The organism is Flavobacterium supellecticarium, from assembly GCF_004801375.1.
GTDB classification, from domain to species: Bacteria; Bacteroidota; Bacteroidia; order Flavobacteriales; family Flavobacteriaceae; genus Flavobacterium; species Flavobacterium supellecticarium.
In genome coordinates this window covers 107,415-123,752 of record NZ_SSNZ01000004.1, presented here as the reverse complement: position 1 = coordinate 123,752, position 16,338 = coordinate 107,415, and the positions used below count along the sequence as shown (strand labels likewise).

The 16,338-nt window shown below is 39.3% G+C and carries 14 protein-coding genes; 7 read left to right on the top strand and 7 right to left on the bottom strand.

Annotation, left to right across the window (positions count from 1 at the left end):
* Positions 1-155: 155 nt before the first annotated feature.
* From E6C50_RS11155 to E6C50_RS11125, 7 genes are all read right to left on the bottom strand, one after another.
* Positions 156-1,400, bottom strand: a complete 1,245-nt coding sequence (locus E6C50_RS11155; protein WP_136403310.1) for a cation:proton antiporter — start codon at positions 1,398-1,400, stop codon at positions 156-158.
* Between the two features lie 140 nt (positions 1,401-1,540).
* A complete protein-coding gene (secA, locus tag E6C50_RS11150) occupies positions 1,541-4,906 on the bottom strand; it encodes a preprotein translocase subunit SecA (RefSeq protein WP_136403309.1) in 3,366 nt (1,121 codons plus the stop codon).
* Between the two features lie 82 nt (positions 4,907-4,988).
* Positions 4,989-5,210 carry a DUF2795 domain-containing protein gene (locus tag E6C50_RS11145; RefSeq protein ID WP_002986941.1) on the bottom strand — a complete coding sequence of 74 codons (222 nt, stop codon included), beginning with the start codon at positions 5,208-5,210 and terminating at the stop codon, positions 4,989-4,991.
* 170 nt (positions 5,211-5,380) lie between these two features.
* The gene (locus E6C50_RS11140; protein WP_136403308.1) at positions 5,381-5,953 is read right to left on the bottom strand and encodes a cob(I)yrinic acid a,c-diamide adenosyltransferase; all 573 of its coding nucleotides are present in this window, start codon (positions 5,951-5,953) and stop codon (positions 5,381-5,383) included.
* Between the two features lie 43 nt (positions 5,954-5,996).
* Positions 5,997-6,686 (bottom strand): ABC transporter ATP-binding protein, encoded by a 690-nt coding sequence (locus E6C50_RS11135; protein ID WP_136403307.1) that lies wholly within the window; start codon positions 6,684-6,686, stop codon positions 5,997-5,999.
* A 101-nt stretch (positions 6,687-6,787) separates the two neighbouring features.
* Positions 6,788-7,570 carry an O-methyltransferase gene (locus E6C50_RS11130; RefSeq protein WP_136403306.1) on the bottom strand — a complete coding sequence of 261 codons (783 nt, stop codon included), beginning with the start codon at positions 7,568-7,570 and terminating at the stop codon, positions 6,788-6,790.
* 10 nt (positions 7,571-7,580) lie between these two features.
* Complete coding sequence (locus E6C50_RS11125; protein ID WP_136403305.1) at positions 7,581-9,437, bottom strand: ABC-F family ATP-binding cassette domain-containing protein; 1,857 nt, start codon at positions 9,435-9,437, stop codon at positions 7,581-7,583.
* 115 nt (positions 9,438-9,552) lie between these two features.
* Between E6C50_RS11125 and E6C50_RS11120 the strand changes: the two genes are divergently transcribed.
* From E6C50_RS11120 to E6C50_RS11090, 7 genes are all read left to right on the top strand, one after another.
* On the top strand, positions 9,553-9,954 hold the full coding sequence (locus tag E6C50_RS11120) for a hypothetical protein (RefSeq protein WP_136403304.1): 402 nt from the start codon (positions 9,553-9,555) through the stop codon (positions 9,952-9,954).
* Positions 9,955-10,015: 61 nt separating this feature from the next.
* On the top strand, positions 10,016-11,179 hold the full coding sequence (locus E6C50_RS11115) for a glycosyltransferase family 2 protein (RefSeq protein WP_136403303.1): 1,164 nt from the start codon (positions 10,016-10,018) through the stop codon (positions 11,177-11,179).
* A gap of 83 nt (positions 11,180-11,262) precedes the next feature.
* Positions 11,263-12,567 carry a dihydrolipoamide acetyltransferase family protein gene (locus E6C50_RS11110; protein WP_136403302.1) on the top strand — a complete coding sequence of 435 codons (1,305 nt, stop codon included), beginning with the start codon at positions 11,263-11,265 and terminating at the stop codon, positions 12,565-12,567.
* 222 nt (positions 12,568-12,789) lie between these two features.
* Positions 12,790-13,968 carry a WG repeat-containing protein gene (locus tag E6C50_RS11105; protein WP_136403301.1) on the top strand — a complete coding sequence of 393 codons (1,179 nt, stop codon included), beginning with the start codon at positions 12,790-12,792 and terminating at the stop codon, positions 13,966-13,968.
* A 264-nt stretch (positions 13,969-14,232) separates the two neighbouring features.
* Complete coding sequence (locus E6C50_RS11100) at positions 14,233-15,123, top strand: WG repeat-containing protein (RefSeq protein ID WP_136403300.1); 891 nt, start codon at positions 14,233-14,235, stop codon at positions 15,121-15,123.
* A gap of 17 nt (positions 15,124-15,140) precedes the next feature.
* A complete protein-coding gene (locus tag E6C50_RS11095) occupies positions 15,141-15,395 on the top strand; it encodes a hypothetical protein (protein WP_136403299.1) in 255 nt (84 codons plus the stop codon).
* Positions 15,396-15,559: 164 nt separating this feature from the next.
* The gene (locus E6C50_RS11090; protein ID WP_136403298.1) at positions 15,560-16,336 is read left to right on the top strand and encodes a 3'-5' exonuclease; all 777 of its coding nucleotides are present in this window, start codon (positions 15,560-15,562) and stop codon (positions 16,334-16,336) included.
* The last annotated feature ends 2 nt before the right edge of the window (positions 16,337-16,338 follow it).

Sequence of the window (16,338 nt, the reverse complement as noted above, 5' to 3'; positions counted from 1 at the left end):
TCATACGGTGATTTTTAGATTCTTTTTTGTCTGTTTGTTTAGATGTTTTGGCTTATCTTTATAAAAAAGGCTGCTTTGATCATCAAAGCAGCCTTTTTAGTTTACACATCAGACAGGTTTTAAAAGTTTGTCAGGTGTGTGAAAAGATTGGAAATTTATGCCTCTTTTGGTAATACCTTATTGGCCAGTTTTCCGATGCTTAAACCTTGTACGACAATCGAAAATACTACCACAAAATAGGTAATCGCAAGAAGCATTTGTTTGTGTGGCCCTTCTTCGATTGATAAGGCCAAAGCAATTGAAACACCACCACGTAAACCACCCCAAACGAGGATTTTAATCGTTCCGCGGTTGAATTTTTCTTTAAAAGGAATCACCAGTGTCGGAATCCAGATGGAAAGGAAACGGGAGAATAATACCAACAGTATACAGATTAAACCGATTTGCCAGTAGCCCAAAATATCCGGAATCAAAAGCAATTCAAATCCGATAAACAGGAACAGAATGGCGTTCATAATTTCATCGATCAGTTCCCAGAATTTGTTCAGATAATCTTTGGTAATGGGAGACATGGCGGTTTTTTTACCATAGTTTCCAATGATAAGACCGGCAGCCACCATGGTTAACGGACCGGAAATATGCATCGCATGAGCGATCAGATAACCACCCATAACAACGGATAATGTAATTAAAACGGACACTTTATAATCATCGATTTTACGCATCGCTTTCGACGCGGTAATACCTAATACCATTCCTAACAGGAATCCGCCCAGCGCTTCTTTGATGATCAACCAGGAAATATGGCTAAAGGATAAATCGATGTTGCGACCTTGCGCCAATTGCAGGATTACGGCAAAAACCACTACTGCTACACCATCGTTAAACAACGATTCACCGGCAACTTTGGTTTCAAGCGATTTGGGTACATTAGCATTTTTCAGGATTCCCAATACGGCAATAGGATCGGTCGGTGAGATAAGTGCTCCGAAGAGTAAACAGTAAATAAACGGGACTTCTATTGATAGTAAGGGTAAGATATTATAAAGTAATACACCGACGATCAGAGTGGATAAAATAACGCTTAATGTTGAAAAGACGATGATGGGCCAGCGTTGTTCTTTCAGATCCAGCATGTTAATATGGATCGCGCCGGCAAAAAGCAGGAAGTTTAACATGGCACCCATCAGGACTTCGGTAAAGTCAAATTCGGCGATGAGTTTGGAAAACCGGGTTAGGGTATCCGGAAAAATGTGTCCGAAAACAACCAGAATAATCGAAGTGATCATTGCGATGATCATTACTCCAATAGTCGAGGGAAGTTTTAAAAAACGAAGGTTTAAATAGGCGAAAAATGAGGCTAAAACGAGTAAAATAGAAAAAGAATAGTATAACTCCATACTAATAATTTAAAGGATTAGAAATAATTTTTATATCGGAAAAAAGATAAGAAAAAAATAGAAAAAAGATGTTAAGCCTATTATAAAAATAAAAATCCCGCTGTTTTACAGCGGGATTTTTAGTATTTGTGAGGATTATGTTATTCGTTAACGATAACCCATTCGCCTGATGCTAATAATGCTTCGGCTTTTTTAAATTTCATGGTTTCGGATTTACCGGACATTACGTGTTTGATCGTCACGTTGTCGTTACGGTTAATCTTCGGAGCATCGCGTACGATTGTTTCCGTTACCGGTTGCTGTTGTGCTTGTTGTTGCATCGCAGCCTGGTGGTTACGCTCGGCAATTTCTTCCGAGTTTAATACCTCTTCTTTTGAAATGGTGTATTCTTCCTGTTGTACCGGAACTTCTTCTGCTTCGTGAATGTTGTTCGGGTTTTGTGATGGAAGATCCCCTTTAAATAAGAACGAAATCACTTCTTTGTTTACGTTGTCCAACATGTTTTTAAACAGGTTGAATGCTTCGAATTTATAGATAAGCAACGGATCTTTTTGTTCGTGTACGGCTAACTGAACGGATTGTTTTAATTCGTCCATTTTACGTAAATGTTTTTTCCAGGCTTCGTCTACGATTGCCAGCGTAATGTTCTTTTCGAAATCAGCCAGTAAAGATTTTCCTTCTGTTTCGTAGGCTTTTTGTAAGTCGGTGAAAACATTTAACGATTTGATACCGTCTGTAAACGGAACCACGATACGCTCGAATTGTCCGTTGTTGTTTTCGAATACGTTTTTAATTACCGGGAAAGCTTCTTTGGCACTTCTTTCGGATTTTTCCGTGTAGTGTTGTAATACAGCTTTGTATAATTTTCCAACTAATTCACGATCGGATAAACGAGTGAAATCACTTTCTGAAACCGCACCACTGATAGCGAAATAACGAATCAATTCGAATTCGAAGTTTTTAAAATCTCCGGATGGTTTGTTGTGTTCTACTACCAATTCGCAAACGTCGTACATCATATTGGCTAAATCCACTTTTAGACGTTCTCCGTGTAGCGCGTGTTTTCTACGTTTGTAAACTACCTCACGTTGTGCGTTCATTACGTCGTCATATTCCAACAAACGTTTACGAACACCGAAGTTGTTTTCTTCTACTTTTTTCTGTGCTCTTTCGATCGATTTGGTCATCATTGAGTGTTGGATCACTTCGCCTTCTTTTAGCCCCATACGGTCCATAATTTTGGCTACTCGTTCCGATCCGAACAAACGCATCAGGTTGTCTTCCAATGATACATAGAACTGGGAACTTCCCGGATCTCCCTGACGTCCGGCACGACCTCGTAACTGACGGTCAACACGACGGGAATCGTGACGCTCGGTACCGATGATCGCTAAACCTCCGGCTGCTTTTACTTCGTCTGTTAATTTAATGTCGGTTCCACGACCGGCCATGTTGGTTGCGATGGTTACCACGCCCGGTTTACCGGCTTCGGCAACGATTTGTGCTTCCTGTTTGTGTAATTTCGCGTTCAATACGTTGTGATTTACACCACGCATTTTTAACATTCGGCTTAATAACTCGGAGATTTCTACCGATGTTGTACCGATTAATACCGGTCTTCCGGCTTCGGATAACTGAACAACATCTTCGATCACGGCGTTGAATTTTTCACGTACCGTTCTGTAGATTAAATCTTCTTTATCTTTTCGGGCAATTCCTCTGTTGGTTGGAATTTCCACTACGTCCAATTTGTAAATTTCCCAGAACTCACCAGCTTCAGTAACCGCAGTACCGGTCATACCCGATAATTTGCTGTACATTCTGAAGTAGTTCTGTAACGTAATTGTAGCAAAGGTTTGTGTAGCTGCTTCAATTTTTACGTTTTCTTTGGCTTCGATCGCCTGGTGTAAACCATCGGAATAACGACGTCCGTCCATGATACGACCAGTTTGCTCGTCGACGATAAGGATTTTGTTATCCATGATAACGTACTCCGTATCTTTTTCGAATAACGTATAGGCTTTTAAAAGCTGTGTTAACGTGTGAATACGCTCGCTTTTTACTCCGAAGTCCTGGAATAATCTTTCTTTGGCTTCAGCTTCTTCTTCTTTTGAAAGATGTTGTTTTTCGATTGCGGCGATTTCGGTTCCGATATCCGGTAAGATAAAAAACGTATCATCCGTATCTTTGGATAGGAATTTGATACCGTTATCGGTCAATTCTACCTGGTTGTTTTTTTCTTCGATTACAAAGTACAAAGCTTCGTCCACTTTTGGCATCTCACGGTTGTTGTCGGCCATATAGTGGTTTTCCGTTTTCTGAAGAATTTGTTTTACACCTTCTTCACTCAGGAATTTAATTAAAGCTTTGTTTTTAGGTAAGGCACGGTGTGCGCGTAATAACTGGAATCCTCCGTCTTTGGTGTTTCCTTCTTTTAGCAAACGTTTCGCTTCGGTCAGGAATCCGTTTGCCAATTGACGCTGAAGATTGTATAGATTTTCTACTTTCGGTTTTAATTCGTTGAATTCGTGACGGTCACCTTGTGGAACCGGACCGGAAATGATCAACGGCGTACGGGCGTCATCCACTAAAACGGAATCCACCTCATCGACAATCGCATAATTGTGTTTGCGTTGTACCAGTTCTGCCGGCGAATGTGCCATGTTATCTCTTAGGTAGTCAAAACCAAATTCGTTATTCGTACCGTAAGTAATGTCGGCTTCGTATGCTTTTCTACGTCCTTCTGTATTGGGCTGGTGATTGTCGATACAGTCAACCGTTAATCCGTGGAATTCGAATAAAGGTGCTTTCCACGAGCTATCACGTTTGGCAAGGTAGTCGTTCACCGTTACCAGATGTACACCGTTTCCGGTTAAGGCATTCAGGTAAATTGGTAAGGTTGCTACTAATGTTTTACCTTCACCCGTTTGCATTTCGGCAATTTTCCCCTGGTGTAATACCACACCACCAATCAACTGTACGTCGTAGTGGATCATATCCCAGGTAATTTCTTTTCCGGCAGCATTCCAGGAATTGGCCCAAACGGAATTATCGCCTTCAATTACGATATACGGTTTGGTAGCCGATAACTCGCGGTCTTTTGGAGTAGCGGTTACCGTGATATGTGTGTTTTCTTTAAAACGACGTGCGGTTTCTTTTACAACAGCAAAGGCTTCCGGTAGAATGTCCAATAAGGCTTTCTCAGTAAGGTCGTAAGCTTCTTTTTCTATAGCATCAATCGAAGCGTATAGATCTTCTCTTTTATCAATATCTTCCGTTTGTTCAACTTCCTGTTTTAAAGCCTCAATTTTCGCGTCTTTTTCAGCGCGGGCTTTTTTGATGATGTCTTTAAAATAGACTGTTTTCTCCCGTAACTCATCATTTGATAATGCCGCTAGTGGCCCTTCAAATGACTTGATTTTATTGATAAGGGGTTGGATTGCTTTTACGTCTTTTTGAGACTTGTCTCCTACAAAAGCTTTTAATATGCTGTTTATGAAACTCATAATTTTTAGTTTTCTAATAAAAGTGTGCAAATTTAAGCAAAAAAAAAGCCTCATAAGGAGACTTTTCATTGCTTTTTATTTTTTAGTATTCATCCTCGTTCCAAAGATAATCTTCGTCGGTTGGATAATCGGGCCAAATCTCTTCCATGGATTCATAAATCTCTCCTTCGTCTTCTATCGATTGCAGGTTTTCAACCACTTCCAATGGCGCACCAGTTCTAATAGCGTAGTCGATAAGTTCGTCTTTTGTGGCTGGCCACGGCGCATCGCTCAAATAGGATGCTAATTCTAATGTCCAATACATCTTGTTATCGATTTATAGTTTTATGCAAAAATAAATTTTCTACTGAAATAGTCAAGTAAAATTTTGTTTATTTTAAAAAAAGTTAAGAACGTGTGTCTGAAATCCGGTCAAATAAGCTGTTTTTGCCGGATTTCCGGAGCTATTCGCTGGTGCAATTCCAAACGACCGATTTACGATTTCCGTGGAATCCACTTTACTTCATCGGCTTGCAGGTCAAATGACAACTTTCGTGCCAAGACAAAAAGGTAGTCAGAAAGTCGGTTCAAATAGGTTAAAACCAATGGGTCGACAGGTTCCAGTTCATGTAAATGTGTCGCTAAACGCTCGGCACGACGACAAACACAGCGTGCAATATGACAATATGACACGGTGGTGTGGCCTCCGGGCAATACGAAATGTGTCATTGGCGGTAAGCTTGTATCCATCTGGTCGATCTCATTTTCGAGATAGGCAATGTCTTCCGGCGAAATGCGATTGATGTTTAGTCGCTGCTGGCCGTTTTTTAAAACTTCTTTTTCCGGCGGCGTGGCCAGGATAGCACCCAATGTAAACAGCCGATCCTGTACTTCAATTAATACATTTTTATAGAGTGTATTCATTTCCTGATCGCGGATTAGTCCGATATGAGAATTTAATTCGTCTACGGTTCCGTAGCTTTCAATACGGATATGGTGTTTCGGGACGCGGGTTCCGCCAAAAAGGGCAGTGGTTCCTTTGTCGCCGGTTTTGGTATATACTTTCATAATACTGCAATTATTTGCTCACGGTTGTGAAACAGGGTTGGGGTTATTTGTTTTTATTGTCGCTTTCGATAACACCATCGCGCAAACGGATGATGCGGTGTGCGTGTTCGGCGATATCTTCTTCGTGTGTTACCAGAATAACGGTATTTCCATTGGCATGGATCTCGTTAAAAAGATTCATGATTTCTATGGAAGTCTTACTGTCGAGGTTACCGGTTGGTTCATCGGCAAGAATAATTGAAGGACGGTTAACCAGAGCGCGGGCTACGGCTACACGCTGGCGTTGTCCACCCGATAATTGGTTTGGTTTGTGATCCATACGATCGCCCAGACCTACCTGGTTGAGTACTTCGGTGGCCCGTTCGATACGTTCACTTTTGGAATAACCGGCATAGACCATTGGAAGGGCAACATTGTCTAATGCGGTGGTACGCGGTAACAGGTTAAACGTCTGGAAAACGAATCCGATTTCTTTATTTCGGATTCCGGCCAGTTCATCGTCGTCCATTTTGCTAACGTCTTTTCCGTTTAGGATATATTCGCCGGCAGTAGGGGTGTCTAAACATCCTAAAATATTCATCAGGGTAGATTTTCCGGAACCGGAAGGCCCCATTAAGGCTACATATTCCCCTTTGTTGATCGTTAAATCGATTCCTTTTAATACATATACGGTTTCGTTACCCAAAGGGAAATCTCTCGTAATTTCTTTTATTTCTATGATTGGTTTAGCCATTGCCTTTATATCGATGGTTGATTTTCGTTTTTAAAAATACTAAAAAGGTTTTTTTAATACCCTATAAGTGCACTAAACTTTAGAAATGTTACAGGAAATGATCAAACGCGTATGATGAAATGTTCTTTTTCCTGTTCGCGTCGGAAAAAAACTAATCCCCATTGAAAGGTGTCGATTGTAACGGTTACCTGCGGATGTTCTTTGATTTTTTGCCAGGCTTCTTCCATATCGGCCGACCAATGGATGTCGTCGAAGATCCAAAGCGTGTCATTGGTTATTGTGGGAAGTAAGGTGTCGAAATACCGTAGCGTGGCTTCTTTTTGATGGTTGCCGTCAAAATAAATCAGATCGTAGGTTGTATTCTGATTGGTGCTGGTATTCAGATACGCCTGAAATTCGGAAACAACAGAATCGATGTTGTTATACCCGAATGTAGTCATGTTTTCGCGGGCGATACGAGCCGTTTCGGGACAACCTTCTATAGTGGTAATGTTGGCTTTGGAGTTTCCTGAAGCCAGCGAAGCAGTGGCCAATCCGAGCGAAGTGCCGATCTCTAAAATGTTTTCCGGTTGGAAATAACGGACTAACCGGAACAACAAACGGGCTCTTTTTTTTGAAATCCCGGCATTTTTCGCAATATGGGCAACGGATCGGTTGTTGGATTTAAAAACCCGGGATCCGGCTCCGAAATCGGTTACCGAAATCGTGGAAGTATTTTGTAAAAGCGCTTTTCTGTAATTCCCTAATGTGGCATATTCCGGTTTGCTTTTTTTATCGTAAAAACATTTGGTAACCAGACGAAACACAAAAGGCGAATGGACACCATGCTGGTTTTTGGAATGCCATAAGAATTTTAGATAGGCTTTAATTGGATATGTGATCATGGATTGCGGTTTAAGATTCCATTTTAGCGCTCAATTCAAACCAGCGTTCTTCTTTTTCCTCCAGTTGCGTGATGATTTGCTGTAATTCGGTGGCTTTTGCCGAAATGTCATTGTCGGCTACTTTGCCGTCAGAAAAAAGTTTTTCGATTTCCGCTTTTTTGTATTCCAGATCTTTGATTTCGCGTTCTACTTTCTGAAATTCTTTCTGCTCATTAAAGGATAATCCTTGTTTTACCTGGTTTTGTTTCCAGTTGACTTTTTCTTTGACTTCTTCCTTTTCCGGTTCGGCACTATCTTCGTACGATCGGAAATCAGAATAGTTTCCGGGGAAATCTTCGATCACACCCTGACCGCGGAATACAAACAAGTGATCCACGATTTTGTCCATAAAGTAACGGTCGTGCGAAACCACCAGTAAACAGCCCGGATAATCCAACAGGAAGTTTTCGAGTACGTTTAGTGTTACGATATCCAAATCGTTTGTAGGTTCATCCAGAATCAGGAAGTTTGGATTCTGAATTAAAACGGTACATAAATACAAACGTTTTAGTTCGCCACCACTTAGTTTTTCAACGTAATCGTGTTGTTTTTTACGGTCAAACAGGAAACGTTCCAGTAATTGTCCGGCCGAAATAGTACGCCCTTTGGTTAGTGGAATGTATTCGCCGTATTCTTTAATGATGTCGATAACCTTTTGTTCCGGTTTCGGATTGATACCGCTTTGGGTGTAATAGCCCACTTTTATCGTTTCGCCAATAACCACTTTTCCGTTGTCCGGTTGAATGGTTTGGGTTAGTATGTTTAAAAAAGTCGATTTACCGGTTCCGTTTTTCCCAATAATTCCGATGCGCTCTCCGCGGTTAAACGTATAGTCAAAACCATCCAGAATCACACGGTCGTTGAATTTTTTGGAAACTTTATGGAGTTCGATAATCTTGCTTCCCATACGTTCCATATTGATTTCCAGTTCGACCTGGTTTTCCTTACGGCGGCTTTGGGCTTTTTCTTTGATCAAATAGAAGTCGTCGATTCTCGATTTGGATTTGGTGGTACGGGCTTTGGGTTGACGACGCATCCAGTCGAGTTCTTTTACAAAAAGATTTTGTGCTTTGTCAATGCTGGCATTTTCGGAGGCAATTCGTTCCTCTTTTTTCGCCAGATAATAGGAGTAGTTACCTTTGTATTGGTATAATTTTCCGTTGTCCAGTTCGATGATTTCGTTACAAACGCGTTCCAAAAAGAAACGGTCGTGTGTGACCATAAACAGGGTTATGTTTTCTTTGGCAAAATAATTTTCAAGCCATTCGATCATTTCCAGATCCAAATGGTTGGTTGGCTCATCCAGAATCAATAAATCGGGTTTGTTGATCAGAATAATGGCAAGTGCCAAACGTTTTTTTTGCCCTCCGGAAAGGTTTTTGACTTTAAGTTTTAGGTCTTCCAGTTTTAGCTTAAACAGGATTTGCTTATACTGGGTTTCAAAATCCCAGGCATTGTGCAGCTCCATTTTTTCAAAAGCTTTCTGGTAGGATTCCTCATCTTCCGGGTTTTCAAGTGCCTTTTCGTATTGTTCAATTACCTTTAGTATCTCATTGTCAGAAGCGAAAATGCTTTCTTCAATCGTTAGTTCCTGTTGTAAACTCGGTTCCTGTGATAAGAAAGCCATCTTGATTTCTTTCCGCATTACGATCTGACCGCTGTCGGGCGTGTCTTCACCGGTAATGATTTTTAAGATTGAAGTCTTTCCGGTTCCGTTTTTGGCCACAAAAGCAATTTTCTGGTCTTTGTTGATTCCAAAGGAAAGGTTTTCAAATAAAACACGTTCTCCAAACGACTTGGAAATATTTTCTACTGATAGGTAATTCACGACAATACTTTTTTGCAAAAGTAAGCTTTATTTATAATTTTCGATTTGTGAAATTTTTAGAATGATAAAATAAGAAAAGAACTACTTTTGGACTCGTTTTTAAAGAAAAAGAATAATGAAGTTACGATTGATGAATTTTTTTGTCATTATAAGCGGATCGCTACTACTGCATTCGTGTAGTTACGGAACCTATGTAGGTGAGACATTTACGCCATTAACGGAGACAATTGAAGCCTGTACAACACCGCCGGAACAAGTGGATTTGTTTTTCGAAGGTGAGAAAATTGATTTTGACTATGTGAAAATCGGACTCATTCAGGTGGAAGGGGCTATAGATACATCACAGAAAGAATTGATCATTAAATTGAAAAAAGGCGCGCAAAGTAAGTGCGCCGATGCGATTATCGGAATTAAAAAAGTATACCAAACCAGAGAAAAAGGGTTGTTGTTTACCGATGTAAAACCTGAGGTATATTCTTCGGAAGTTTTTTATGGAGTGGCGGTACGCAAACGTTAAAAAAATATTCCCGGATAGCTATACCGGATCATTTTGAACTTTTACTGTTTATATTTGTAGCATGCAGTTATCGGTTATTATTCTGAATTACAACGTCCGCTATTTTTTGGAACAATGCGTTTTGAGTGTACAAAAAGCATTGCAAAATATTGAGGCTGAAATTATTGTTGTGGATAATGCTTCCGCGGATGATAGTTGTGCAATGATGCGCGAACGTTTTCCGGAGGTTATGCTTATTGCAAATCAGGAGAATCTGGGATTTCCGAAAGGGAATAATATAGGTGTTGCTCAGGCAAAAGGAGAATATGTTTGTATCCTGAATCCGGATACAGTAGTGGCCGAAGATACGTTTGAAAAAGTGCTTGCTTTTGCACAAAAACAAACCGATTCGGGGATTATCGGTTGTAAATTGATCGATGGTACCGGAAATTTTCTGCCAGAATCCAAACGAGGCGTACCAACACCCTGGGTGGCTTTTACCAAAATTACAAGTCTGTATAAATTTTTTCCGAAAACACGATTGTTTAATCAGTATTATGCACAGCATCTGGATGAAAATCAGACCGGTAAGGTGGCAATTCTTGTCGGAGCTTTTATGGTGTTGAAACGCGAACTGTATCTCGAAGTTGGCGGATTTGATGAAAATTGTTTTATGTATTCCGATGATATTGATTTGTCGTATCTGGTACTGAAAACAGGGAAGTCCAATTACTATTTTAACGAAACCACGGTGATTCATTATAAAGGAGAAAGCACCGTAAAAGACGGCACCTATATGAAGCGTTTCCGGGAAGCGATGCAGTTTTTTTACCGGAAACATTTTAAAGCCTCGTTTTTCTTTACCGTATTTATGGAAATTGGAACGTTTGCTTTTGCATTGTTTAAAAAAAAGCAGACCGGTGCAAAAAAACCGATGGAAACGGAAGCCTATTACTTGTTTTCTAACGATATGGAGCTAAAGGAAAAAATAGCAAAGCAGTTACAAAAAAAGCTTTATTGGAATAAAAATATTAATGAAAATGCGTTATTTTCGCAATCGGATTTAAAAGGGAAACAAATTGAAGTTCTATTGGATAATAACAGTTTTAGTTTCCGTGAAATTATTGCTTTTTTAGAACGCAATAAAGCAGCAAAGTTCCGCTATAGAATCATCCCGGAAGGTAGTGTGTTCTGGATCGGAAGTGACAGTAGTAACGATCGGGGTGAGGTCGTAAAAATTAAATAATAATTGCGTTTTGTGAAATAATAAATCGAAATAAATACTAATTTTGCAAAGCAAATAAAGAAAAACAACTTTAGTTTAAAGATATGGCAAGGTTTGAATTAAAACTGCCCAAAATGGGAGAAAGTGTTGCTGAGGCAACGATAACCAACTGGTTGAAAAACGTAGGTGAGACTATCGAAGCAGATGAAGCGGTTTTGGAAATCGCTACGGATAAGGTAGATAGTGAAGTGCCATCGGAGGTTTCCGGGACATTAACGGAAATCCTTTTTAATGTAGACGATGTGGTAAAAGTTGGTCAGACAATAGCCATTATCGAAACAGAAGGTGGTGCGGTAGCAGCTCCAAAAGCGGAAGCAACTCCTGCTGTTGTGGCTGAAGTAGCGAAAACCGTGGAAGTAGCGGCTGCAGTTTCGGCTCCTGCTGATTTTTCCGGATCGGATAAGTTTTTCTCACCATTAGTGAAAAATATCGCTAAAGAAGAAGGCGTATCGGTTGCTGAATTGGAAGCAATCAACGGTACCGGAAAAGACGGACGCGTTACGAAAAACGATATCCTCGAGTATGTTAAAAACAGAGGTAGTCAACCAGTAGCGGCTCCTGTAGCGGTAGAAGCGCCTAAAGCAGCGGCTCCGCAACCGGTAGCAACGGCAACAAAAGCAGTTCCGGTTTCTGTAAATGGTGGCGACGAAATCGTTGAAATGGATAGAATGCGTAAACTGATCTCCGGTTATATGGTTCAGTCCAAACAAACTTCGGCTCACGTACAATCGTTTATCGAAGTGGATGTAACCAATATCGTAAAATGGAGAGATAAAGTTAAAAATGCTTTCGAAAAACGGGAAGGTGAAAAATTAACGTTTACACCAATCTTTATGGAAGCGGTAGCTAAAGCGTTACGTGACTTCCCCGGAATGAACATTTCGGTAGAAGGTGACTATATCATCAAAAAGAAAAATATTAACTTAGGTATGGCTGCAGCCTTGCCAAATGGAAATCTTATTGTTCCGGTGATCAAAAATGCCGATCAGTTAAATCTGGTTGGAATGGCGAAAGCGGTAAACGATTTAGGAAACCGTGCAAAAGCAGGTAAATTAAAACCAGACGATACACAAGGCGGAACCTATACGGTAACGAATGTGGGAACTTTTGGAAGTGTTTTCGGTACACCAATCATTAACCAGCCACAAGTAGGTATCTTGGCATTGGGTGCAATCCGAAAAGTACCGGCGGTTATTGAAACTCCGGCAGGTGATTTTATCGGAATCCGTCAGAAAATGTTCTTGTCACACAGTTATGACCACCGTGTAGTAGATGGTGCGTTAGGAGGTAGCTTCGTAAAACGCGTTGCCGATTACCTGGAAGCATGGGATATCAACAGAGATATTTAATAAAACCAATTATAGTAGAAGCCCCGAAATTTATTCGGGGCTTTTTTATTGTTTTTTGCTCGGATTTAGGGAATTGAGAACGATTCGGAGAGCAAAAAAGTGAGGTATAAAACAGGAATCGGTTTTGGTGTGAATTGGATAAAAAAAATGATATTAGAATGGTTTTAATATTATATTTGTGTCAGATATTTCAGTAGTTTTATCGGCCTAATTTTATTATTTATGAAAAAAATTTATTTGCTTTTTTTATTGAGTGTTACTACTGCCTTTTCTCAGAATGCTAAAAAGAACGAGTTGTTGGTGCCGTATCGGGATGGCAATCTTTGGGGGCTTTGCGATACGTTGGGTAAGGTGAAAGTAAAGCCCTTTACAACCGGTATGATGACGGATTTTGTAACAACACCACCGAGCTTTAAAGGGAGGTATGTTATTAAAAAAAACGGAAAAATTTCAATTATTGATCAGCATCAGAAAAAACTACTGGTTGAAACGAATTTGGATTCGGTACAAATGTATCTTTTTTCAAAGGTTGTTGTCATGTATAAAAATAATAAGAAAGGACTTCTCCGGAATTTTAAAATGCTAATACCTGTTCAATATGATGATGTGGAGTTTGCTGAAAATGAAAGTTTTACCGTTGAAAAGAAAGGTAAAAAAGGATTAGTTAACTCGAAGGGAAAGTTGATTATCCCTATTGCGTATACTACTATATATGAGTCCTGGTCAGAAAATAGCGATGAAAATAGCAGCAAATTTTACTGGATAGCTAAAAATGAAAATAGCGATGGCGAGGGTGAAGAGGTTAATTTTACCGACACTAAAGTTCTGGTTGAAGAGACACCGGAATGGTATAGTCCACCTGTTATTGGAATGAAAATACAGATAACAGAGGAAGAAGAAAACAGAAGTAAAAGAATAGGGGAAAAATACGGCGAAGTAGTTTCGTATTCGATCAATACTAATACGGCCGTTATCGATATGTATATTGTAAAAATGAGCACAGGGTATGGTGTATATAGTGTGGATCAGGATAAAATCATTTTGACCGGTGACGATATTATCGAAGCTTGCGGGTTGAACAATGGATATACGACCTTCCTGATGAAAAAGAATGGACAAATGGGGTTGGTAGACGAAACCGGCAAGGTGTTGCTGGATTACGAATATGATGCTATTGAAAGGGGATGGGGAAATGTTTGTATTCTTAAAAAGGGGGATAAAAAAGGACTATTTGTTTTGAATTCAATTTATAAACCCGTTAAACCAAAATATAAGGAAATCAAAATCTTAGAGGCCATTCCGGTGAGTGATAGTTGGCAGTTCGGTATGTTTGAAGTGACAACAATGAATGGTAAAAAAGGATTGCTGGGTGAAAATGGAGTAGAATATTTCAAAAATTAAGCGAAAAGTGACGTGACGAAGGTTAGTCAAAGCGTCCTGTTTCTATGGCGATAAAATATAAGATAAGAGCCCTGAAATTTAGTTTCGGGGCTTTTTTTATGGTTTTTAGCCCGGATTTGGGTAATTGGGAACTATTTGGATAGCAAAAATGGGTAATATGAAACAGGAATCGGTTCTTGAATGTATTGAATGAAAATTGCTGTTTGAGGGTTTTAAGAACATATTTGATATTTCAGTAATTTCGCGGACCTAATTTTATTATTTATGAAAATAATTTATCTGCTTTTTTTATTGAGTGTTACTGCTGTCTTTTCTCAGAATACGAAAAAGAACGAATTGTTGTTGCCGTATCGGGATGGCAATCTTTGGGGGCTTTGTGATACTTTGGGAGCGGTAAAGGTAAAACCCTTTACAGTCGGTATGGTGGATTTTGTGATAACGCCACCGGATTTTAAAGGTAAATATGTGATTAAAAAAAATGGAAAAATTTCAATTATTGATCAATGTAAAAAAAAGCTGCTTGCGGAAGCAAATCTGGATTCAGTAAGTATATCCCGGTTTTCAAATGATATTTTTGCGTATAAGAATAATAAGATGGGAGTTATCAGGGATTTTAATGTTTTTATTCCTGTTGAATATGATGAGGTCTCGTCTGTTTCCAATGAAAGTTATCAAGTGAGAAAAGGGACTAAAAAAGGATTGATCAACTCAAAAGGAAAATGGGTTATACCAATTGAATATAGCGTTATAGATTGGCCTTGGGAACAAAATAAAGATGAAAATAACGACAAATTTTACTGGATAGCCAAAGATGAAAAAAGTTATTGGGAGGGAAAAGGAGTCGATTTTACCGATGACAGGGTTGTTGCGAAGGAACTACCGGAGTGGTATAACGCACCTGTTATTCGTTCGATTCATACGACTGAAAGTGAGCGGGAGGCAAAGCAAAATAATTATAAAAGAATAGAAAATACTTATGGTGAAATAGTGAGTGTTTCAGATAATATGATCATTATAAAAATGAAGGAGGGATATGGGGTGTATGCTATGGATAAAGGTAAAATCATTTTTAAAAGTGACGATAAAATCGAAATGTTTCGATCGAATCATGGGTATGCTACATTTCTGATGAAAAAGAACGGTCAGATGGGGTAATAGATGAAACCGGCAAAGTGCTGTTGGACTATGAATATGATGCTATAAAAGAACGATGGGATGGTATTTGTATTCTTGAAAAGAATACTAAAAAGGGGCTATTCGTTTTAAATTCAATTTATAAGCCCATTAAACCAAAATATAAGGAAATCAAAATCTTAAATGCCATTCCGGTAAATAAGCATTGGCAATTTGGTTTGTTTGAAGTGACAACCGAAGCCGGTAAAAAAGGATTGCTGGGTGAAAATGGAGTGGAGTATTTTAAAAATTAATAAAGAAATAAGGCGATACAATTTATATCAAAACGACCAACTTGCGTAGGTTCGAAGCGTAAAATAAATGACCGGAAAAATTTATTTGGAGCCGGTCTTTTTTGTTATAATACTTTTGGTGTCATTCCAAAACCGTTATATTTGTAGCTATTCAAATCAATAAAATGGAACTTAAATTAAACAGACCTATTTGCTTTTTTGACCTTGAGACGACTGGAATTGATGTGGCAAAAGACCGAATAGTGGAAATATCGATATTTAAAGTATATCCGAACGGAAATAAAGAAAGTAAAACCTGGCTGGTAAATCCGGAAATGCCTATTCCGCCGCATTCGACTGCGATTCACGGAATTTCGGATGAAAAAGTAGCTAATGAACCTACGTTTAAACAGTTGTCGACACAGATTCACAATATGATCAAGGATTCTGATCTGGCCGGTTTTAATTCCGATCGTTTTGATATTCCATTGTTGGCAGAAGAATTGCTTCGCGCCGAAGTAGATTTTGATATGAAAAACAGAGTTTCAGTCGATGTACAAACGATTTTTCATAAAATGGAAGAGCGGACGTTAAGCGCAGCCTATAAATTCTATTGCGGTCAGACATTGGATAATGCGCATAGCGCAGAAGCCGATACGATGGCAACGTACGAGATTTTAAAAGCGCAATTGGATCGCTATCCGGAATTGGAAAACGATATGAAAACACTTTCGGAGTTTACAACCCGTAAAAAATCAGTTGATTTTGCCGGTTTTATCGCATTAAATGCAGAAGGACAGGAAATCTTTACCTTCGGAAAGCACAAAGGGGTGTTGGTCGATGAGGTATTCGATAAAGAACCGGGTTATTTTGGTTGGATTCAAAATGCCGATTTCCCGTTGTATACCAAAAAAGTACTGACCGGGATTAAGTTGAGAAAACTCAATAATAAATTAAGTTAAAC

Coding starts and splice junctions, on each gene's coding strand:
- E6C50_RS11155 (WP_136403310.1), bottom strand. CDS start 1,400: ATGGAGTTATACTATTCTTTTTCTATTTTACTCGTTTTAGCCTCATTT.
- secA (WP_136403309.1), bottom strand. CDS start 4,906: ATGAGTTTCATAAACAGCATATTAAAAGCTTTTGTAGGAGACAAGTCT.
- E6C50_RS11145 (WP_002986941.1), bottom strand. CDS start 5,210: ATGTATTGGACATTAGAATTAGCATCCTATTTGAGCGATGCGCCGTGG.
- E6C50_RS11140 (WP_136403308.1), bottom strand. CDS start 5,953: ATGAAAGTATATACCAAAACCGGCGACAAAGGAACCACTGCCCTTTTT.
- E6C50_RS11135 (WP_136403307.1), bottom strand. CDS start 6,686: ATGGCTAAACCAATCATAGAAATAAAAGAAATTACGAGAGATTTCCCT.
- E6C50_RS11130 (WP_136403306.1), bottom strand. CDS start 7,570: ATGATCACATATCCAATTAAAGCCTATCTAAAATTCTTATGGCATTCC.
- E6C50_RS11120 (WP_136403304.1), top strand. CDS start 9,553: ATGAAGTTACGATTGATGAATTTTTTTGTCATTATAAGCGGATCGCTA.
- E6C50_RS11115 (WP_136403303.1), top strand. CDS start 10,016: ATGCAGTTATCGGTTATTATTCTGAATTACAACGTCCGCTATTTTTTG.
- E6C50_RS11110 (WP_136403302.1), top strand. CDS start 11,263: ATGGCAAGGTTTGAATTAAAACTGCCCAAAATGGGAGAAAGTGTTGCT.
- E6C50_RS11105 (WP_136403301.1), top strand. CDS start 12,790: ATGAAAAAAATTTATTTGCTTTTTTTATTGAGTGTTACTACTGCCTTT.
- E6C50_RS11100 (WP_136403300.1), top strand. CDS start 14,233: ATGAAAATAATTTATCTGCTTTTTTTATTGAGTGTTACTGCTGTCTTT.
- E6C50_RS11090 (WP_136403298.1), top strand. CDS start 15,560: ATGGAACTTAAATTAAACAGACCTATTTGCTTTTTTGACCTTGAGACG.